Genomic DNA, 18,423 nt, shown 5'->3' on the forward strand with positions numbered 1-18,423 from the left:
CTCTTTGTGGACATCCGCTCCACCAAATGGTTCCGCCATTGTTCACCAACAGCGAGGACCTTGATTCAACGCGGAATTGGCGCCCGACACGGACAGGGGGAACCCCTAGCACCCACTTAAAGGGGAGCGATCAGACCAGGACCAGGTTGTCGCGGTGGATCATCTCGGGCTCGCCAGTGAAGCCCAGCAGGGCTTCGAATTCGCTGGAAGGCTTGCGCGCGATGCGCCGGGCCTCGCTGCTGGCGTAGTTGGCCAGGCCGCGCGCCAGGTCTTGCCCTTGGGCATTTCGGACAGCGATGACATCACCACGGTGGAACTCGCCCACCACTTCGGTCATGCCAATGGGCAGCAGGCTCTTGCCTTCATCGCGCAGCTTGACCACCGCGCCATCGTCGATGACCACCGCGCCACGAAGTTGCAGGTGGTCGGCCATCCATTGCTTGCGCGCGGCAACCTTGGCCGTGGTGGCCACGAACAAGGTGCCGATGGACTCGCCTTGAGACAGGCGCACCAGCACATCGGTCTCGCGGCCCCAGGCCACCACCGTGTTCGCGCCGCTGCCGGCCGCGCGCTTGGCGGCCAGCACCTTGGTGATCATGCCGCCACGGCCAATGCTGGAGCCCGCACCACCGGCCATCTGCTCCAGCGCCGGATCGCCCGCTGTCGCCACGTCGATGAAGCGCGCGTTGGCGTCCTTGCGTGGGTCGGCGCTGTACAGGCCCTTCTGATCGGTCAGGATGACCAGGGCATCGGCCTCGACCAGATTGGCCACCAGGGCCGCGAGGGTGTCGTTGTCGCCGAACTTGATCTCGTCGGTGACCACTGTGTCGTTTTCGTTGATGACGGGCACCACCTTGTGCGACAACAGCGTCAGCAAGGTCGAGCGGGCATTGAGGTAGCGCTCGCGGTCGGCCAGGTCGGCGTGCGTGAGCAGCACTTGCGCGCTGCCCAGACCATGCTCGCTGAGCTTGGTCTCGTACATCTGGGCCAAGCCCATCTGGCCAACGGCGGCGGCGGCTTGCAGCTCGTGCAACTCTTTTGGTCGGGTGGCCCAGCCCAGGCGCTTCATGCCCTCGGCGATGGCGCCGCTGGACACCATGATGACCTCGCGCCCGTCTTGCGCCAGAGCCGCCAACTGACGACACCAGGTGCCGATGGCTTCGGCATCGATGCCGCGGCCTTCGTTGGTGACCAGGCTGGAGCCCACTTTGACCACGATGCGGCGGGCGTTTTTCAGGACGTCATTCATGGTTCAAAGCGCGGTGTGAAATGGAGAGGCGTCAGCGGAAACGAGGATCGTCAAGGTCTGGCACGTAGGCTTCAGGGGCCTCAGCGGCTTTCTTGGCGGCGGTTTTTTTAGCCGGCGCCTTCTTGGCCACCACCTTCTTGGCAGGCACTTTTTTGGCAGGCACCTTTTTAGCAGCAACCTTCGTGGCCACGGCCTTTTTGGCCGGGGCTTTTTTGGCAGGTACCTGCGGGGCCGTCACCAGCAACTCCAGGTCGGGCAGTGCCTCGGTGGACAAGGCCATCACCGACGGCGTCAGTGCGGCATCTTCTTCCACGAAGTCAAAGCGGACATCGCGGTCTTCGTGGTGCTCTTGCATGCTTGCCACGAATTCGTAAATCTTCAAGGACAAGTGCTCACAACCCTCGTGGCTCAAAGCCGAGATCTCGAAGACGGGGCCCTTCCACTTGTAGCGCTTGATGAAATCGGCCACGCGCTGGGCACGCTCTTCGGGCGGCACCACGTCCATCTTGTTGAGCACCATCCAGCGCGGCTTGTCGGCCAGAGCCTTGTCGTACTTCTTCAATTCGTTGACGATGGCCTTGGCCTGCTTGACCGGATCCACGTTGTCATCGAAGGGGGCCATGTCCACCACATGCAGCAGCACGCGGGTGCGCTGCAGGTGGCGCAGGAACAGGTGACCCAGGCCGGCACCTTCGGACGCACCCTCGATCAAGCCTGGGATGTCGGCCATCACGAAGCTTTTCTCGGGGCCCACGCGCACGACGCCCAGGTTGGGATGCAGCGTGGTGAAGGGGTAGTCGGCAATCTTGGGACGGGCGTTCGACACCGCGGTGATCAGCGTGGATTTGCCCGCGTTGGGCATGCCCAGCAGCCCCACGTCGGCCAGCACGCGCAGCTCCAGCTTGACCTTCAAGCCCGTACCAGGCCAACCTGGTGTCTTCTTTTTGGGCGCGCGGTTGGTGGCAGTTTTGTAGCGAAGGTTGCCAAAACCGCCATCGCCGCCCTTGCACAGCTGGTAAATCTCACCGTGCTCGATCATTTCCTTGATGACTTCGCTCGTCTCGAAGTCGCGGATGATGGTCCCCACCGGCATGCGCAGGGTGATGTCCGCGCCAGCAGCGCCAAAACAGTCCGCCCCCCGGCCTTGTTCGCCATTGCGGGCAAAGTGCTTTCGGGCGTAGCGGTAGTCGATCAGCGTGTTGATGTTGCGGTCAGCCTGCACGTAGATGTGCCCGCCGCGTCCGCCATCGCCGCCATCGGGACCACCGAAGGGGATGAACTTTTCACGACGGAAACTCGCGGCACCGCTGCCGCCATCGCCTGCGGCCACTTCAATCGTGGCTTCATCGACAAATCTCATGGGGCGGGTGTCCTTGTGTGTGCCGTCGCGACCGGGTCAAAAAGCCCGGCGATTATCGACATGAATGCCGGCTGCCTTGGCCGCCGGCGAAAAAACGCAAAAGCCCCGGCGAGCCGGGGCCTTATTTTGAAAGCCAATCAGCAGCGAGACCCGAAGGTCAAGCCGCCAATCAGGCGATCAGACCGGAGTCACGATCACCGTCTTGCGGTTCATTGAACCTTTGACGGCGAAAGACACGGTGCCATCGATCAGCGCGAACAGGGTGTGATCGCGGCCCATGCCAACGTTGGTGCCTGCATGAAAGCGGGTACCGCGTTGGCGGACAATGATCGAACCTGCCGACACGACTTCGCTACCGAAAGCCTTGACGCCGAGCATTTTTGGTTGGGAATCGCGGCCGTTCCGCGTGGAACCGCCGCCTTTTTTCTGTGCCATGGTTGACGCTCCTTGGAAGCTTCAAAAAGGGGGTTGAGGATCAGATCAGGCGTTCACGGAGCTGATTTGCAGCTCTGTGTAGTTCTGACGATGACCCTGGCGCTTTTGGTAGTGCTTACGACGACGCATCTTGAAGATGCGCACTTTGTCGTGCCTACCTTGCGACAAAACGATTGCTTTGACGGTTGCGCCAGCCACCAAGGGCGTGCCGATCTTCATTTCAGCGCCGATTCCGACAGCCAAAATTTGGTCGATCACGATCTCTTGGCCAACGTCCGCAGTAATCTGTTCTACTTTGATCTTTTCGCCAGCAGCAACTTTGTATTGCTTGCCACCGGTTTTTATGACCGCGTACATAGGGAGACCTTTCAAATATCTGATGCCCGCTTCTCAAACAGCATCTCAAACAGGGTCGCGGCGATCAGACCAGGAAAAATCCCGAATCTTCTACACACGTCTGCACTGAGGCCGCGCTGAAAAGAAGGCGACGAATCTCCGCACACTCAAAGTGCGAAGCTCTCGATGCTACCACGCGGTCTGCCAAGTTTGCAAGTGCCCGGTTCGGCCGCCCTGTTTTGCAGGGACTGGCCGGTCAGGATCGGGCTGCTGCCCTCGCCGGGCGCCATGCCATCCGGGGGTGCTCCCCAGCCGAAAAAAGCCGTCACTTCGTCGCGCTTGGCCAAGGCATCGGTGAAGCCCAGGTGGATCAACTCGCGGGTGAATGAGGATTCGAACAACAAATAGCTGGCCAGTGCCGAGCCTCGGGCGGTTTTGCCACGGCCATACACCCCCACGGCGCGCAGCATGCCCCGCACGGCGGGTGGCAGCGCCCACAGGTGGCGGGCCGCGATGTCGTCAATGCGCTGGCTGGGGGCGATCACCAGCACGTCCACCGGGCGCAGGTTGGAGCGCTCGCGCACCTCGGCCGACATCAGGCCAAGCGTGCTGTTGACGCGCTGCATGCGCTCGATGTCCACCGCCAGCGCATCCAGGAAAATGCTGGACATGGCGTGACCGGCGATCTGCGCCAGGTTGGGATATTCAAGGATGGTGTCGCGCGGCGCGGGGGGTTCGTGCAACCGGCCCGCGCCAATCACCAGGATGCGGTCGGCGCCCAGGTGGATGGCCGGCGACATGGGTGCGGCCTGGCGCATGGAACCGTCGCCGAAGTAGTGCGGGCGGCCGTTGACTGACAGTTGCACCGCAGGGAACACGAAGGGGATGGCGCTGGAGGCCATCAGGTGCTCGATCGACAGGCGGTCGCGCACGCTGATGCGCTGGGAACGGTCCCAGGAGGCCACCGGCTCGGCGCAATCGTAGAAGGTGACGTGCTCGCCCGTGGTGTAGCTGGACGCGGAGATCGCCACGGCGTGGAGATGCCCCTCCTCCATGAGCTTGGGCAGTCGCTCGATCTTGAACAGGTCGGGCAACAGCTCTCGCAGGGGCTCGTTGTCGAGCAGGGAGCGCGGGCGCGCCCGGCGCCAGCGGGCCAAAGCCCAACCAAGCGAAAACAAGGTGAGCCATTGGGCGCCGCTGCGGATGATGCCCAGCGAGTCGGAGTGGTAGACCTGCTCGGATTTGAAGTCGCGCCAAACTTCGACCATGGCGCGCACCGCCAGCTCGAAGTGATCGGCCCGACAAGCCAGGCCCAGGCCATTGAGGGCGCCGGCCGAGGTGCCGGAAATGATCTGAAAAGGATTGCCTCGCTGCTTTTCGCCGCTGTCACGGCGGATCAGCATCATGGCCTGAAGCACACCGACCTGGTAGGCGGCGCGGGCGCCACCGCCAGTGAGGACCAATGCTGTTTTTCCGGGCAGGCTCATGAGCACTTATCGGCAGGGCGCCGCCAGACATGAGTGCGAAGATACCCGCATCAGGGCCTCAAGCGCATCAAGGTGGATTTGCCGAACAGGCTTTCGACCAGGTCGACCACCAGTTCGGCGGTGCGGTTCTGCAGGTCGCGGGCCGGGTTCAGCTCCATGATGTCCAGGGACGACAGGCGGCCCGTGTCGGCGATCATTTCCATGCAGAGCTGGGCCTCGCGGTAGGTGGGGCCGCCCCGCACGGCCGTCCCCACACCGGGCGCGATGTCCGGGTCCAGGAAATCGACATCGAAACTGACGTGCAGGTGGGTGCGTTCGTCCACGCCCATCAGGGCCTGCTGCATGACGGCGCGCATGCCGTGCTCGTCAAGATGGCGCATGTCGAACACTTCCAGGCCCTGGGCGTGAACGAACTGGCGCTCTTGTTCGTCCACGCTGCGAACGCCGATCAGGCGCAGTTCGTCGCGCGACAGGGCTGGCTGGGGCAGCCCGGCGGCAGCCAGGTGCACCAGGTCGTCCGGGCCCAGGCCGAACAGCACGGCCACGGGCATGCCATGCAGGTTGCCGCTGGGGGTGATGTCGCTGGTGTTGAAGTCGGCGTGGGCGTCCAGCCAGATGACGCGCAAGTTCTGGCCAATGACGCGGCAATGCGCCGCGACAGCGCCGATCGAGCCCATGGCCAGGCAATGGTCGCCGCCCAGCAGCATGGGCATCTCACCGGCCCCCAAAGCGGCGGACACAGCCTGGAAAACCTGCTGGTTCCAGGCCAGCACTTCTTTCAGGTGGCGGTGGCCATCGACGGGCGGAAGCCAGGGGTTGGTGGGCCCGGTCAGGTTGCCATCATCGTTGACCGTGAGGCCAAGCCGGGCCAGGGCCTGCGGCAAACCAGCGACGCGCAAGGCCTCGGGGCCCAGGCCGGCCCCGCGCATGCTGGCCCCCACGTCGGTGGGCGCGCCGATGAGTCTGACGGTGGTGTGGGTCATGCGGGCCCTTTCTGGTGATCTTGGCGTTACCAGCCGCAGGCTGAATCTTTGTCCGGCCGGCCCAGGCCATAGACCTGCTGCAGTGTTTCCCAGGCTTCGTCGGCGGTTTCAACGTAGCGGAACAGGTGCACATCGCCCGGGCTGATCATGCCGGTGTCCACCAGGTGGTCGATGTTGATGAGCTTGGTCCAGAAGTCGCGCCCGAACAGCAGCACCGGGCGCTTGCGGCATTTGCCAGTCTGCATCAGGGTGAGCGCCTCGAACAGCTCATCGAGCGTGCCGAAGCCACCGGGGAAGCACACCAGGGCCACCGAGCGCATCAGGAAATGCATCTTGCGCAAGGCAAAGTAGTGAAACTGGAAGCACAGCCTGGGTGTGATGTAGGGATTGGGCTCTTGCTCGTGAGGCAGCACGATGTTCAGGCCGATGCTCTTGCCACCCACCTCGAAAGCGCCCCGGTTGCCCGCTTCCATGATGCCGGGACCACCGCCGGTGACCACGTAAATGGGCGTTTGCAGTTGAGCCGAATGGGTGGTGACCAGGGCGGCAAACTTGCGGGCCTCTTCGTAATAGTGGGACATGTCCAGGTGCCGACGGGCCTGGCGCAAGGCGATCTCGCGCTCGGAGCCATCGGGCAGTGCTTCCGCTTCGGTCAGGCGGGCCTGCGCTTCGTCGGCCGGCAGGATGCGGGCGCTGCCAAACATCACGATGGTGGACTTGATGCCCTCTTCGCGCTGGACCATCTCGGGCTTGAGCAGTTCCAGCTGCATGCGCACCGGGCGCAGGTCGGGGTTGAGCAGGAATTCAGGGTCGGCAAAAGCCAGGTCGTAGCTGCTGTCGGCACCAGCGTATAGCGAGGTTTTGGCGGCGTTGCGCGCATCCTGAACCGCCGTGGGGAAGTTACGTTCAAGCAGTTCTTTGGGGTTGTTCATGTTGTTCAGTGCCTTGTGGTCCACAGACTGAGCACGCCGGCTCGCGGCGCGCCCTCAATTCAGTCCAACGCCAGCTGCGGCCATCGAGCATCAGCAGGCGTCCTGCCAGCAAGATGTGCGCCTCGTTGCCGCCCAATCCGGCCAGCAGTTTGAGCGCCTCGCCCGCTTGCATCACGCCCAGCATGCCCACCACCGGCGCGAAAATACCCAGGGTGGCACAGCGCGTTTCAGCTGGCGCCTGCTCTGGTGGGAACAGGCAGGCGTAGCAAGGCGATTCGGGCAACCGGGGGTCAAACACGCTGATCTGCCCGTCAAAGCGCACGGCGGCCGCCGACACCAGGGGCACGCCCGCCTTCACACAGGCCCGGTTGATCAGGTGGCGGATGGCGAAGTGGTCGGTGCAATCCAGAACGACATCGGCCTGAGGCACCCAATGCGCCAGCAAAGCGGCATCGGCCGCTTGGGGCACCGTGTGCACCTGCACTTCGGGGTTGATCTGCGCCAACCCTTGGGCGGCCGAAGCCACTTTAGTCTGGCCAACCCGCTCGGTCGTGTGCACGATCTGGCGCTGCAGGTTGGTCAAATCGACCGTGTCCGGGTCGATCACCGTGATGCGCCCAACACCCGCGCTGGCCAAGTACATCAGTGCCGGGGCCCCCAGACCTCCTGCCCCGATGACCAGGGCGTGGGCGTTGAAGAGATGCGTCTGCGCCTCTTCCGACCACTCATCCAGCAAGAGATGGCGGCTGTAGCGCAGGCGTTGGTGGTCGTTCACTGCGCCTTGGTGTCCTCGGGCTTGCGCTCGGTCATGGTTTTGGAGACGACGACCGGCTTGCCCTTGAGCTGAGCCACCGCCTGCTGGAGCTGGAAGTCTTCAGCGCTGCCGAATTCAGGCAATGGCTTGGGCGGCTCGTTCTTCTTGGCGGAGGCTTCTTCCAGCTTTTTCATGGCTTCTTCGCGGGCCTTTTCACGGGCGGCGTCCTTGACCTCGCTGCCTTGGCCGCTGCCAATGTGCTTTTCCAGATCGGCTTCACGGGTGCGCAGGGCACTGAACAGGTTGCCTTCGGCGGTTTCGTCCAGCATCACGTCAGGCACGATGCCCTTGGCCTGGATGGAGCGTCCGCTCGGCGTGTAGTAACGCGCCGTGGTGATCTTGAGCGCGGTGTCGGCCGTCAGCTGGCGCACGGTTTGAACCGAGCCCTTGCCGAAGGTTTGCGCGCCCATGATGGTGGCCCGCTTGTGGTCTTGCAGCGCGCCAGAGACGATTTCACTGGCCGAGGCCGAGCCTTCGTTGACCAACACCACCAGCGGCACATTTTTGATGGCAGCGGGCAACTTAGCCAGCGGATCGGCACCCAGGCGTCGGGTGTAATCCTCGGGGCGGGCTTTGAAGATTGCCTTGGATTCGGGGATCTGGCCGTTGGTGGACACCACGGTCACATCCTTGGGCAGGAAAGCCGCCGACACGGCGATGGCGCCTTCCAGCAGGCCACCCGGGTCGTTGCGCAGGTCGAGCACCAGGCCCTTCAGCTTGGGGTCGTCCTTGAAGAGCTTGTCGGCCTTGGCAACGAAGTCTTCGACCGTGCGGTCCTGGAACTGCGTGACGCGAATCCAGCCGTAGCCCGGCTCAACAATCTTGGCGCGCACGCTTTGCACGCGGATTTCTTCGCGGGTGATGGTGACCGGGAAGCTGCGGCTTTCAAGCTTGCGGAAAATGGTCAGGACCACCTTGGTGCTGGGCTCGCCGCGCATGCGCTTGACGGCCTGGTCCATGGTCAGGCCCTTGACGAAGGTGTCATCGATTTTGGTGATCAGATCACCGCTTTTCAGGCCAGCGCGGAAAGCGGGCGAGCCCTCGATGGGGGAGACGACCTTGACCAGGCCATCTTCCATGCCTATTTCAATGCCCACCCCCACGAATTTGCCCGTGGTGCCTTCGCGGAACTCCTTGAAGGTGGTCTTGTCAAAATAGGTGGAATGGGGATCGAGGCCCGACACCATGCCGCCGATGGCGTCGCTGATGAGCTTTTTCTCGTCCACCGTTTCAACATAATCGGTCTTGATCATGCCGAACACGGCGGCCAACTGCTGCATCTCTTCCAGTGGCAAGGGGGCCACTGTGTTGCGAGCGGTGGCCTGGAACTGCATGGTGGTCAAACCGCCGGCCAGCACACCCAGTGCCACCCAGCCCGCAATCTTGAATTTGGAAGTCATGGCCAATGGTGCCTTTTCGAACCCGCGATGCCACCTGAAACCCTCAGATGGCGAAATGTTTTTCGAGTATAGGACCGACCAACGCAAGACAAAGTTCAATAAGGCCAGAACTTGGCCTCTGTATGGGGCTTTGCACCGTTTAGTCGCAAGAAGCTAACGATCAACCCCGGATCTCCCCCTTCACGCCTTGGGGGCAATGGGTGCTAAGGTGCGCAAAAAAATCCACTCACCGAGACTCGGAAGGACGCCCATGCGCCAGGCATTTGCCCCCACATCGCCTTGGACTCGGGGTTTCATCACCTGGTTGGTCTACACCGCGGCGGGCGTGTTGACGCTGGGGTTGGCGTCGCCGCAAGACCATGTTGAGCCGCTCTACCTGTCGGCCGGCTTTGGATTGGCCTTTGTCCTCGGGTGGGGAAAGGCCATGGTGCTGCCGGTGGGCCTGGGCTCGGCGACCGTTCTCACCATCGCGCACTGGCATGCCCAAGATCCCATCGATTTCTGGCCGTTCGCAGTGTTGGCGGCCGTCAATGGCCTCGGCGCCGCCCTGCAGACCTGGGTGGGCGCCCAATGGTCAACCCGAGGCCAAGTCCGGGATTTGCCCCTGGAACACCCGGTCGACATCGGCCGTTTTCTGCTGATGGCAGGGCCGGTGTCATGCCTGATCAACACTGGCGTGTCGGTGCCTTCGATGGTCGCTTTGGGCGTGCTGCCCGCCCAGCACGCGGCTCAGGCCGCCATGTCCTGGTGGGCAGGGGACACGCTGGGTGTTCTGACCGGCACACCAATGATGCTGACCCTGGTCGGTCGGCCGGTCGATCTGTGGCGGGCTCGCCGTTTGATCGTCGGTGTGCCTTTGTTGGTGACCACGCTGCTGCTCGGACTGACCATTCACCAGGTGCAATTGTGGGAAGCGGAACGCGCCCAGTCAGTGTTCGACCATGACGTGGAGGCCGTGGCCAATGCCGTGCATCTGCGGCTCAATGGCTACCTGAATGCGCTGGAGGCCCTGCATGGCCTGTACATCGGGTCGTCCGAGGTCAGCCGGCCGGAGTTCAAACTGGCCAGCACCTATTGGCTGAGCACGCTGAGCGGGATCCAGGCCATGGGCTGGACCGAACGGCTGACCCTGGATCAAATCCCCAGCTTTGAGGGACGCCAGCATGCCGAGGGCCTGAGCCAATACCAGGTTCACGACACGCGCGCGCGACTGGTTCCGAAGGGGCCCGAAGTGGCTGCGGTCCGGTTTCTGGAACCCATGGCCAGCAATGAAAAGGCGCTGGGCTACAACTCGCTGTCCAACCCCGCCGCCAGGGACGCCTTTGAGCAGTCACGGCGCGAGGACCGGCCGGCCGCCTCCCGAGGGCTTGAACTGGCGCAGGAGTCAGGCGGGCAAAAAGGGGTGGTGCTTTACCGAGTGATCTACCAGGGCCAGCCCTACACCCCGCAAGCCCGCGTTCAGAGCACCCTGGGCGCGGTGTTTTTGGCGCTGCGCATGGACGACATGATCAAGGCCATGACCCACGGGCTGCCCGCCTACCTGAGCGCCTGCCTGGTGGATGCCAGCCAAGGCGCTCCAGCTTTTCTGGGTGGCGCCACCCTTTGCTCAAGCGGTGCCCCGGCTCAAAAACAAGCCTACCAAAGCGTGACCCCCATTGAGTTCGCCGGCCGTCAATGGCGCCTGGTGACCTGGGCCCATGCCCCGGTGCCGGTGGTGGCAGGCCTGGCCTGGTCCTGGCTGCTGGCCATTGGCGGCGTGGTGCTGGCCGCGGCGCTGGGTGCTTTGCTGCTGGTGATCACCGGACACACGCGGCGCTTGGAAGCCGCCATGGACGTGGCCAGACGGCAGAAGGCGGAGGCGGAAACGGCCAATCGGTCGAAAAGCGAGTTCTTGTCGCGCATGAGCCATGAGCTGCGCACCCCCTTGAACGCCGTGCTGGGCTTCGCGCAGGTGATGGACTTGGACAAGCAGTCGCCCCTGACGCCCACGCAATCTCACCGGCTAGAGCAGATCCAGCAGGCGGGCTGGCATCTGCTGGACATGATCGACGATGTGCTGGACCTGTCCCGCATCGACACCGGCACGCTCAAGCTGAACACCGAAGTCGTGCCCATCAACGAAGCTGTCATCGCGGCGATGGACATGGTCCGGGAGTTGGCTCAGAAACAAAAAGTGCATTTGCTGGACCCCGATCCCGCACCCGCCGGCTGGGGCGTGCGGGCCGATGCGATCCGGCTGAGGCAGATCCTGATCAACCTGCTCAGCAATGCCATCAAGTACAACCGCCCGGGTGGCACCGTCAAGGTGTCGATGGTGATGGCCTCGCTGCCAGGACAGGACGACTGCATTGGTCTGGCGGTGGAGGACACCGGGCTGGGCATGAACCCCGAGCAGTTGGCCCAACTGTTCCAACCCTTCAACCGCATGGGCCGCGAACGCCTGGCCCCCGATGGCGCCGGCATCGGCCTGGTGATCAGCCAGCACCTGGCCCAGTTGATGGACGGCCAACTGGACGTGCAAAGCAGGGAAAACAAGGGCTCCACCTTCACCTTGACCTTGCCCGCTGCCAAGCTACTCATGCCCAGGCCCAGCGCACCACCAGTGCCGGCCCCGACCAGCATCATCACCAAGGCCAACCAGCCCGTGCGCCATGTGCTGTACGTGGAAGACAACCATGTGAACAGCGAAGTGGTGCGTGGTGCGTTGGCCTCGCGCGGGTGGATTCGTTTGACGGTGGCGCCCACCATTGAAGAAGGCCTGGCCGTGCTGCACGACCGGCTCAACGGGCCAGCGCCCGACCTGGTCTTGCTGGACGTGCACCTGCCCGATGCCTCGGGGCTGGAGTTCCTCACGCTGATGAAGGCCAACCCTCAAACAGCGGCCACCCCGGTGATCATGATCTCGGCCGATGCCATGCCCGAACAGGTGGATGCGGCCCTGTCAGCGGGCGCGTATTGCTACCTGACCAAGCCGGTGCAACTGCCCGCCTTGCTGGTGCACGTGGACGACCTGCTGGCCACGCACACCTGAGGGCTGACTTGCCTTGATCAGCGCGGCTGGTACTCGGGCACCAGGCCGTGCAAACGCTGGCGCAAGGTGCTGGGCACGCTGGCCGATTCGTCCTGGGCCAAGGCCAGCAGGCGCTCGATCCAGTCGGCGGGCAATTCGCCCCGCAATTGGGCCAAGCGCAAGCGCGGGTGCGGCGTGGCCAGGGTGGTGTCGGCGTCGGCCAGCAGCTCTTCGAACAGCTTCTCGCCGGGGCGCAGGCCGCTGAACACGATGGGGATCTCGGCCTCGGTGTGGCCGGACAACAAAATCATCTCGCGCGCCAGATCGGCAATGCGCACAGCCGCGCCCATGTCCATCACGAAGACCTGGCCCGATTCGGCCAGCACGGCCGCCTGCAGCACCAGTTGCGCCGCTTCGGGAATGGTCATGAAGTAGCGCGTGATGTCGGGGTGCGTGACCGTGACCGGGCCGCCCTTGGCGATCTGCTCCTTGAACTTGGGGATCACCCTGCCACTGGAGCCCAGCACATTGCCAAAGCGCACAGCCATGTAGCGCGTGCCCGGCATCTGGGTCGCCCAGTGCGACACCACCATCTCGGCGGCGCGCTTGGTGGCGCCCATCACATTGGTCGGGTTGACGGCCTTGTCGGTCGAGATGAGCACGAAGCGTTTGACGCCGCATTCGCCCGCCGCCTGCGCCACTTGGTACGTGCCCAGGGTGTTGTTGCGCAGGGCGATCCAGGCGTTGTCGTCTTCCATCAAGGGCACGTGCTTGTAGGCCGCCGCATGAAAGACCAGGTCGGGCAGGCAGCGGTTCATCACGCGGCGCAATTCGGGCAGGTCTTTCACATCGCCCACCAGGCGCACCAGGGGCACGCGGGGGAAGCGCTCGCTCAGGTCCTGCTCGATGTTGTAAAGCGCGAATTCGCTGAGTTCGAACAGCACCAGTCGAGAAGGCCCGAAGCGCGCGATCTGGCGGCACAGCTCCGAGCCGATGGACCCGCCCGCGCCCGTCACCATCACCGTCTGGCCGCTGACCAGGGCCGACAGCGCCGACTCGTCCAGCTTGACGGGCTCGCGGCCCAGCAGGTCGTCGGGCTCGATGTCACGCACGCGGTCGATGCGGGAGCCGCCTTCGCGCAGCTCATCGGCGCTGGGCACGGTCAACACGGGCAGGCCAGTGGCAGCCGCCATGTCCAAAGCGCGCTTGCGCTGGGCCCCACTGGCCGAAGGCATGGCCAGGACCAGGTGGGTGACATCGTCGAGCGTGCCTTCAGCCTGGAGCTTGTCCAGCCCGCCCCAAACAGTGACACCGGCCATGCGGGCACCATGCTTGCGGGGATCGTCGTCCAGCAGGCCCATCACGGTCCAACCACGGTGTTGAATGCCCGCGATCAGCAACTTGGCCGCCGCCCCCGCGCCCAGCACAATGGCCCGGCGCCCCGTGACGTTGGCCCCCTCGCGGCGCGCCCGCGACTGCTCGCTGAGCATGCGCACCAGCATGCGCGCCAAGGACCAGGTGACCAGGACCATGAACGGGTGCAGGGCCAGCACGGCGCGCGGGATTTCGACCAACTGCGCCATCAACACCACCACGGCGCTGGCCAGGCCGCCGCCCAAGCAAACCCAGCCCAGGCGCGTGATCTCGTTGAAGCTGGTGTAGCGCCAGGCAGCGCGCGGCACGCCCAGGGCCCACGACACGGCGCTGTACACCGCGATCACGCCCAACAACACCACCGTGTCATAGCTGGGCCGTTCATGCAGCCAGCGCTCGACGCCCATGCGGAACAAATAGGTGGCGTGCCAGGCCAGCACGATCAGAGCAGCATCGATCAGCAGGATCGCAGCTTGACGTTGGGGGCGCAGAACATGCGCAATGCGGTCGAGTCGGTTCCAGATCATGGTGGGCAAGGCAAGGGGCCGCGATGGGCTAACCCTCCATTGTGCGCCGGGTTGGAGGCTGGGTTGGCGCGTCCTCCCAGTCGAACAGCGGCAAGGTGTATTCCAGGGGGCGCACCTTGACGCTGGGCGCCGTCTCCAACGCCGGCAGATCGCCCAGCTTGCACAAGGTGCCCGCCCGCACGCCCAGCAAACGCAGGCGCTGGTCCAAGGGCACTTTCTTCAGGCAGCGCCCGGCCCACAGGCGGATGTCCTGGGGATCGGCCGTGTGGGCGGGCAAGGTGATCTCGCGGGTGGCGATTTTAAAGTCGGTGTAGCGCAGCTTGACGCCAATGGTCTTGGCCACGTAACCCTTGCGGACCAGGTCACCGGCCAGCTTCTCGCACAGGCGCGTGAAGATCTCGCCCAGCGCGCCGCGGTCGTCGCGCGCATGCAGATCGCGCTCGAAGGTGGTCTCGCGGCTGATGGACTTGGGTTCGCGCCAGGTCACCACGGCGCGCTCATCGCGGCCATGCGCGGCCTCGTGCAACCAGGTGCCGTAGTTGGCGCCGAACTGCTCGATCAACCAAGCAGCTTGCGCCGCGGCCAAGTCGCCAATCGTGTGGATGCCCAAGGCTTCCAGGCGCGCGGTGGACTTGGGGCCAATGCCGTTGATCCGCCTGGCGGGCAAGGGCCAGATGCGCGCCGGGATGTCCTCCTCGGTGAGCAGGGTCAAGCCGTTGGGCTTTTCCAGATCGGAACACAGCTTGGACAAGAGCTTGTTGGGCGTGACCCCCACCGAACAGCTCAGGCCAGTGGCCTCGTGCACCCGGTTCTTGATGCGCTGGGCCAAGGCCCGCACGCCGCCATGGGGATCGTCGCCCACGGCATCGAGCACGCCAGGCAAGTCGTTCATGTCGATGTAGATTTCATCGATGCCCCGGTCTTCGATGACCAACGCGATCTCGGCCACGGCCGCCTTGAAGAGCCGCGAATACTGTTTGTACCGTTCGAAATCAACCGGCAGCAACACGGCCTGGGGCGCCAGCACCGCCGCCTTCATCATGCCCATGGCCGAATGCACACCCAAGGCGCGCGCCTCATACGTGGCGGTGGTGACCACACCGCGCCCCGCATAGTCGCGCAGCACTGAAAAGCGGCGCGTGCCGTCGTCCTGCATGACAGGTTGATGACGCTGACCGCCGCCAATCACCACGGGCTGCCCCCGCAACTCGGGGTAGCGCAGCAGCTCCACGGAGGCGTAAAACGCGTCCATGTCGAGGTGGGCCACCCAAGAGCGTGTCATCATCGTTTTCACACCAAACAGGGCTTGTCGTTATGTACCACGGGGAACGTTTCAACAGTGTCACCCACTTGCTGGGGCTGGCGCTGGCCGTGGCGGGCTCGGCCGTGTTGATCGCGCAGGCGCTGCAGGCCGGCGATGCCTTGAAGATCCTCAGCTTCAGCATTTTTGGCCTGTCGATGGTGCTGCTGTACGCGGCGTCCGCGATGTACCACAGCATCCGTGGCGCCAACAAGGAGCGCTGGGCCAAGGTTGACCATTGCGCCATCTACCTGCTCATCGCGGGCACCTACACGCCCTTCACCCTGATCACCTTGCACGGCACGCTGGGTTGGTCGCTGTTCGCCTTTGTCTGGACGCTGGCCGCAGTCGGCATCTGCAAGGAACTGTGGTGGGGCCGTGACACGGTGCCGTCGGTCCCGCTGTACGTGCTGATGGGTTGGTGCGGCGTGGCGGCCGCCGTGCCCCTGATGAATGGTCTGCAAGATGGTGGCTGGCGTTGGCTGGTGGCGGGCGGGCTGCTCTACACCGTGGGCATCATTTTCTACGTGATCGACACCCGCATGCGGCACGCCCATGGCATCTGGCATTTGTTCGTGCTGGGCGGCACCGCCAGCCACTATTTCACGGTGCTGAAATTCGTGGCGTGACATTTTGGTGCAATGCAGGTACATTAAGCCCACAGACATGCACAAGACCGTTTCCTCAAGGTCTTCGTTTTCTACCGCTAGGCACGCTGAACTTGTTCAACGCTGCTGACACGGTCCAGGTTTCAACTCCCGGTTTGACGTTTCTTGAGTGTTTCTGCCACATGGGTGCAAGCTTGTGTGGATTCTTTTTTTTTCAATCACTCTACAAGGAACAACATCCATGAGTACGACACAAACTGGCACCGTGAAATGGTTTGACGACGGCAAGGGCTTTGGCTTCATCGCTCCTGAAGATGGCAGCAAGGACCTGTTCGCTCACTTCAGCGAAATCCGCAGCGAAGGCGGCTTCCGCAGCCTGCAAGAAAACCAACGCGTGGAATTCGAAGTCAAGCAAGGCCAAAAGGGCCCACAAGCTTCGAACATTCGCCCGCTGTAATTCCAGCGCGCGTTTGAACGCACTGAAAAGCGGCTTCGGCCGCTTTTTTCATGGGCGCTCAGAAACAGGGCTAGGCCTGCCCCGAGATGGTGGCGTGCACCAGGTTGGCCACTTTGGGCGACATGTTTTCGGCCACCAGCTCCAACCCGGGGTGCTGGCCAGCGAAGACGCGGAACAATTCGTCGGCAAAACTGTGGCCAATCTCGGACACGCCACTGAAGTCGATTCGGGCGTGGCTGAACTGACCCAGCCTTGACGCAGCACGGCGGGCTTGCGAGCGCGAGTCCAACGAGGCGGTGTTGGTCGACAGCAGCAGGCGCAGTGGCACGCGGGTGCGGTCAAACACGATGCCCTGGCGATCGGTGCTCCACACGTTCAGGACCGAATCCAGCGTGCGTTCGGTGTCCAACGCGATCGAGGCGTAAACCGAGGTGCCTTGGCGGGCCAAGGGCTTGCCGCAATGCCAGCCGCCGCCATCCCAACCCCGGCGCTGAAAGTTCGAGCCATTGGCATGCACCTCGAACACATCGGCCAACTGCGCCGAGAAGAACAGGCCGCGTCCGGTGTGGCGATCAGGCAGGCTGGTGAGCTTGCCTTTGCTGAGCTCCAACATGGCGTGCTGGGCATCGTCGATGGCGAATGATTCACGGATGCGGTCGAACAAACCACGGCCATCGTCGGACACGAGCAACTGCACATGGTTGGGCGTCTGGCGCAAGGACACGGTGACGGTGGTGCCGCCGCTGTGGTCAATGGCGTTGTTCAGGATCTCGTTGAAGACGTGCTGGGCCATGCGCTGCACCGACGGCGGCAACACGAAGTTGGGCATGAAATCGCGCTCCCAGGGCACGTCTTCCACCAAGCCTTGCAAAGGGTAGCTGGCCACCACCTGTCGAAACAGACCGGGGCGGTACACAGGCCTTGAGACCGAGCCTTGCTTGACCAGCCACCCGGCCTCCACCAGGCGCGCCACGGCTTTGCGGGCCGCCGGCTTGCTGGCATGTGCACGATCGGCCACGTGCGCGATCAGGTCATCGGGGTGGCGCACCGCAGCGGTGGTGATCCAGCCCATCATGTGGTGAAGGTTGAGGCGTGACATGGTCGGCATCCTTTTCAGCTGGGCTGAGTATCTGGCGTCACCCCCAGAACTTAAACGCCGAATTGGCCGGTGCAATGCCCCGCTTATTCGTCAATGAAGGGCGCCGTCGTGGCCGGCATCGACCCACTCGAAGCGAGGCTGATCCACACCGTCGATGGTGATGCGGCCAGTGAACATGGCATAGGGGCGCACCCACAAAGCGCCTTCGCCATACAGGGGCCGGTAGACCACCAGGGCCTCAAGTGTTTCGCTGTGGCGGGCCACGCCATAGACCTGGTAACGCTCGCCCTTGTAGTGGCGGTACACGCCCAGCTTGAGGGTGGGCAATGGCAGCACGGGACGTTCTTCACTCATGACTCAGCTCCTCGAATGGCCAACATTGTCGTGCAAGCAGGCCTGCCGAGGCACGTCTTCGTTGGCCAGTTCAACCCGGTTGCGGCCACGGCGCTTGCCATCGTAGAGGGCCTTGTCGGCGCGGGCAATGGCCTGGTCGATGGGCTCGTTCAGGTGCAGGGTGCTGATGCCGAAGGTCATTGTCACGCTCAAGGGACCGTCCTTGCCCGGCACCCGAAGCTCGGCGATCGATTCGCGCAAGCGGTTGGCCAGCAGCCCCGCACCAGGCAAAGCGGTCTCGGGCAAAAGCAGCAGGAACTCTTCGCCACCCCAACGGGCAGCGTGGTCCACTTCGCGCACCCCTGAACGCAGGATCCTGGCCACCGCCTTCAGCACATCGTCACCGGCCTCGTGGCCATGGGTGTCGTTGATGACCTTGAAGTGGTCCACGTCGCACAACACAAAGGACAAGGGGCGGCCATCACGGCGTTGCTTGGCGGCCTCGCTGGTGGACGTGTCCAGCACGCTGCGGCGATTGCGCAGGCGGGTCAGGGGATCGGTGGCGACCATCTCGCGCAGCTGCTGTTCGCTTTGAGTGACGAGGCGGTAGTACATGGCCGCCAGGGCGATCAGGATCACCAGGACCGTGATCAGGTTGAAATAGTGCAGCCCGTTGAGCACTGAGGGCGCCAGCGTGGCGATCGGTGTGGCCAGGCGCA

Annotated in this window: 16 protein-coding genes and 1 pseudogene; 3 read left to right on the forward strand and 14 right to left on the reverse strand. The window is 63.7% G+C overall.

Annotated elements, in window-relative coordinates:
• Positions 1–130: 130 nt before the first annotated feature.
• The 9 genes and pseudogenes from proB to H7225_RS01985 all read right to left on the reverse strand — a co-directional run bounded on the left by proB (position 131) and on the right by H7225_RS01985 (position 8,996).
• Positions 131–1,249 (reverse strand): glutamate 5-kinase, encoded by a 1,119-nt coding sequence (proB, locus tag H7225_RS01945; protein ID WP_290659008.1) that lies wholly within the window; start codon positions 1,247–1,249, stop codon positions 131–133.
• 346 nt (positions 1,250–1,595) lie between these two features.
• Positions 1,596–2,609 (reverse strand): annotated as a pseudogene (gene cgtA / locus H7225_RS01950) (Obg family GTPase CgtA); the annotation flags it as partial.
• Between the two features lie 177 nt (positions 2,610–2,786).
• On the reverse strand, positions 2,787–3,044 hold the full coding sequence (rpmA, locus tag H7225_RS01955; protein ID WP_290659010.1) for a 50S ribosomal protein L27: 258 nt from the start codon (positions 3,042–3,044) through the stop codon (positions 2,787–2,789).
• A gap of 45 nt (positions 3,045–3,089) precedes the next feature.
• Complete coding sequence (gene rplU / locus H7225_RS01960; RefSeq protein ID WP_290659011.1) at positions 3,090–3,401, reverse strand: 50S ribosomal protein L21; 312 nt, start codon at positions 3,399–3,401, stop codon at positions 3,090–3,092.
• A 146-nt stretch (positions 3,402–3,547) separates the two neighbouring features.
• Positions 3,548–4,867 carry a patatin-like phospholipase family protein gene (locus H7225_RS01965; protein WP_290659013.1) on the reverse strand — a complete coding sequence of 440 codons (1,320 nt, stop codon included), beginning with the start codon at positions 4,865–4,867 and terminating at the stop codon, positions 3,548–3,550.
• 50 nt (positions 4,868–4,917) lie between these two features.
• The gene (gene rocF, locus H7225_RS01970) at positions 4,918–5,850 is read right to left on the reverse strand and encodes an arginase (protein WP_290659015.1); all 933 of its coding nucleotides are present in this window, start codon (positions 5,848–5,850) and stop codon (positions 4,918–4,920) included.
• Between the two features lie 26 nt (positions 5,851–5,876).
• Entirely contained in the window at positions 5,877–6,782 is a 906-nt protein-coding gene (locus H7225_RS01975) for a TIGR00730 family Rossman fold protein (protein ID WP_290659016.1), read from the reverse strand.
• The gene (locus tag H7225_RS01980) at positions 6,757–7,557 is read right to left on the reverse strand and encodes a HesA/MoeB/ThiF family protein (RefSeq protein WP_290659018.1); all 801 of its coding nucleotides are present in this window, start codon (positions 7,555–7,557) and stop codon (positions 6,757–6,759) included. Before H7225_RS01980 ends, H7225_RS01975 begins: the two co-directional genes overlap by 26 nt.
• Positions 7,554–8,996: a S41 family peptidase gene (locus tag H7225_RS01985; RefSeq protein ID WP_290659020.1), complete on the reverse strand. Its 1,443-nt coding sequence runs from the start codon at positions 8,994–8,996 to the stop codon at positions 7,554–7,556. Before H7225_RS01985 ends, H7225_RS01980 begins: the two co-directional genes overlap by 4 nt.
• 250 nt (positions 8,997–9,246) lie before the next feature.
• Between H7225_RS01985 and H7225_RS01990 the strand changes: the two genes are divergently transcribed.
• Positions 9,247–12,027, forward strand: a complete 2,781-nt coding sequence (locus tag H7225_RS01990) for a CHASE domain-containing protein (RefSeq protein WP_290659021.1) — start codon at positions 9,247–9,249, stop codon at positions 12,025–12,027.
• Between the two features lie 17 nt (positions 12,028–12,044).
• Here H7225_RS01990 and H7225_RS01995 read toward each other — a convergent pair whose 3' ends face one another.
• Both H7225_RS01995 and dinB read right to left on the reverse strand, forming a co-directional pair.
• The gene (locus H7225_RS01995; protein ID WP_290659022.1) at positions 12,045–13,907 is read right to left on the reverse strand and encodes a nucleoside-diphosphate sugar epimerase/dehydratase; all 1,863 of its coding nucleotides are present in this window, start codon (positions 13,905–13,907) and stop codon (positions 12,045–12,047) included.
• Positions 13,908–13,935: 28 nt separating this feature from the next.
• Positions 13,936–15,192, reverse strand: a complete 1,257-nt coding sequence (dinB, locus tag H7225_RS02000) for a DNA polymerase IV (RefSeq protein WP_290659024.1) — start codon at positions 15,190–15,192, stop codon at positions 13,936–13,938.
• Positions 15,193–15,221: 29 nt separating this feature from the next.
• Here dinB and H7225_RS02005 point away from each other — a divergent pair, with 29 nt between their 5' ends.
• Positions 15,222–15,836, forward strand: coding sequence for a hemolysin III family protein (locus H7225_RS02005; protein WP_290659026.1), 615 nt, complete (start codon positions 15,222–15,224; stop codon positions 15,834–15,836).
• 220 nt (positions 15,837–16,056) lie between these two features.
• Positions 16,057–16,272 (forward strand): cold-shock protein, encoded by a 216-nt coding sequence (locus tag H7225_RS02010; protein ID WP_230178750.1) that lies wholly within the window; start codon positions 16,057–16,059, stop codon positions 16,270–16,272.
• A 70-nt stretch (positions 16,273–16,342) separates the two neighbouring features.
• On the opposite strand, the gene H7225_RS02015 is transcribed toward H7225_RS02010, so the two are convergent.
• From H7225_RS02015 to H7225_RS02025, 3 genes are all read right to left on the reverse strand, one after another.
• On the reverse strand, positions 16,343–17,371 hold the full coding sequence (locus H7225_RS02015) for a DUF4325 domain-containing protein (RefSeq protein WP_290659030.1): 1,029 nt from the start codon (positions 17,369–17,371) through the stop codon (positions 16,343–16,345).
• Positions 17,372–17,461: 90 nt separating this feature from the next.
• Entirely contained in the window at positions 17,462–17,725 is a 264-nt protein-coding gene (locus H7225_RS02020) for a DUF1653 domain-containing protein (RefSeq protein ID WP_290659032.1), read from the reverse strand.
• Positions 17,726–17,728: 3 nt separating this feature from the next.
• On the reverse strand, positions 17,729–18,423 hold a 695-nt coding region (locus tag H7225_RS02025; RefSeq protein WP_290659034.1), incomplete at its 5' end, for a diguanylate cyclase.

This window comes from Aquabacterium sp. (assembly GCF_014378415.1).
Lineage (GTDB): Bacteria > Pseudomonadota > Gammaproteobacteria > Burkholderiales > Burkholderiaceae_C > Aquabacterium.

Bases quoted from the DNA above. Each gene is read 5' to 3' on its own strand.
- H7225_RS01990 (WP_290659021.1), top strand. From the start codon at position 9,247: ATGCGCCAGGCATTTGCCCCCACATCGCCTTGGACTCGGGGTTTCATC.
- H7225_RS02015 (WP_290659030.1), bottom strand. From the start codon at position 17,371: ATGTCACGCCTCAACCTTCACCACATGATGGGCTGGATCACCACCGCT.
- H7225_RS01965 (WP_290659013.1), bottom strand. From the start codon at position 4,867: ATGAGCCTGCCCGGAAAAACAGCATTGGTCCTCACTGGCGGTGGCGCC.
- rplU (WP_290659011.1), bottom strand. From the start codon at position 3,401: ATGTACGCGGTCATAAAAACCGGTGGCAAGCAATACAAAGTTGCTGCT.
- H7225_RS01985 (WP_290659020.1), bottom strand. From the start codon at position 8,996: ATGACTTCCAAATTCAAGATTGCGGGCTGGGTGGCACTGGGTGTGCTG.
- H7225_RS01995 (WP_290659022.1), bottom strand. From the start codon at position 13,907: ATGATCTGGAACCGACTCGACCGCATTGCGCATGTTCTGCGCCCCCAA.
- H7225_RS02020 (WP_290659032.1), bottom strand. From the start codon at position 17,725: ATGAGTGAAGAACGTCCCGTGCTGCCATTGCCCACCCTCAAGCTGGGC.
- H7225_RS02005 (WP_290659026.1), top strand. From the start codon at position 15,222: ATGTACCACGGGGAACGTTTCAACAGTGTCACCCACTTGCTGGGGCTG.
- rocF (WP_290659015.1), bottom strand. From the start codon at position 5,850: ATGACCCACACCACCGTCAGACTCATCGGCGCGCCCACCGACGTGGGG.
- H7225_RS01975 (WP_290659016.1), bottom strand. From the start codon at position 6,782: ATGAACAACCCCAAAGAACTGCTTGAACGTAACTTCCCCACGGCGGTT.
- H7225_RS02010 (WP_230178750.1), top strand. From the start codon at position 16,057: ATGAGTACGACACAAACTGGCACCGTGAAATGGTTTGACGACGGCAAG.
- dinB (WP_290659024.1), bottom strand. From the start codon at position 15,192: ATGATGACACGCTCTTGGGTGGCCCACCTCGACATGGACGCGTTTTAC.
- proB (WP_290659008.1), bottom strand. From the start codon at position 1,249: ATGAATGACGTCCTGAAAAACGCCCGCCGCATCGTGGTCAAAGTGGGC.
- rpmA (WP_290659010.1), bottom strand. From the start codon at position 3,044: ATGGCACAGAAAAAAGGCGGCGGTTCCACGCGGAACGGCCGCGATTCC.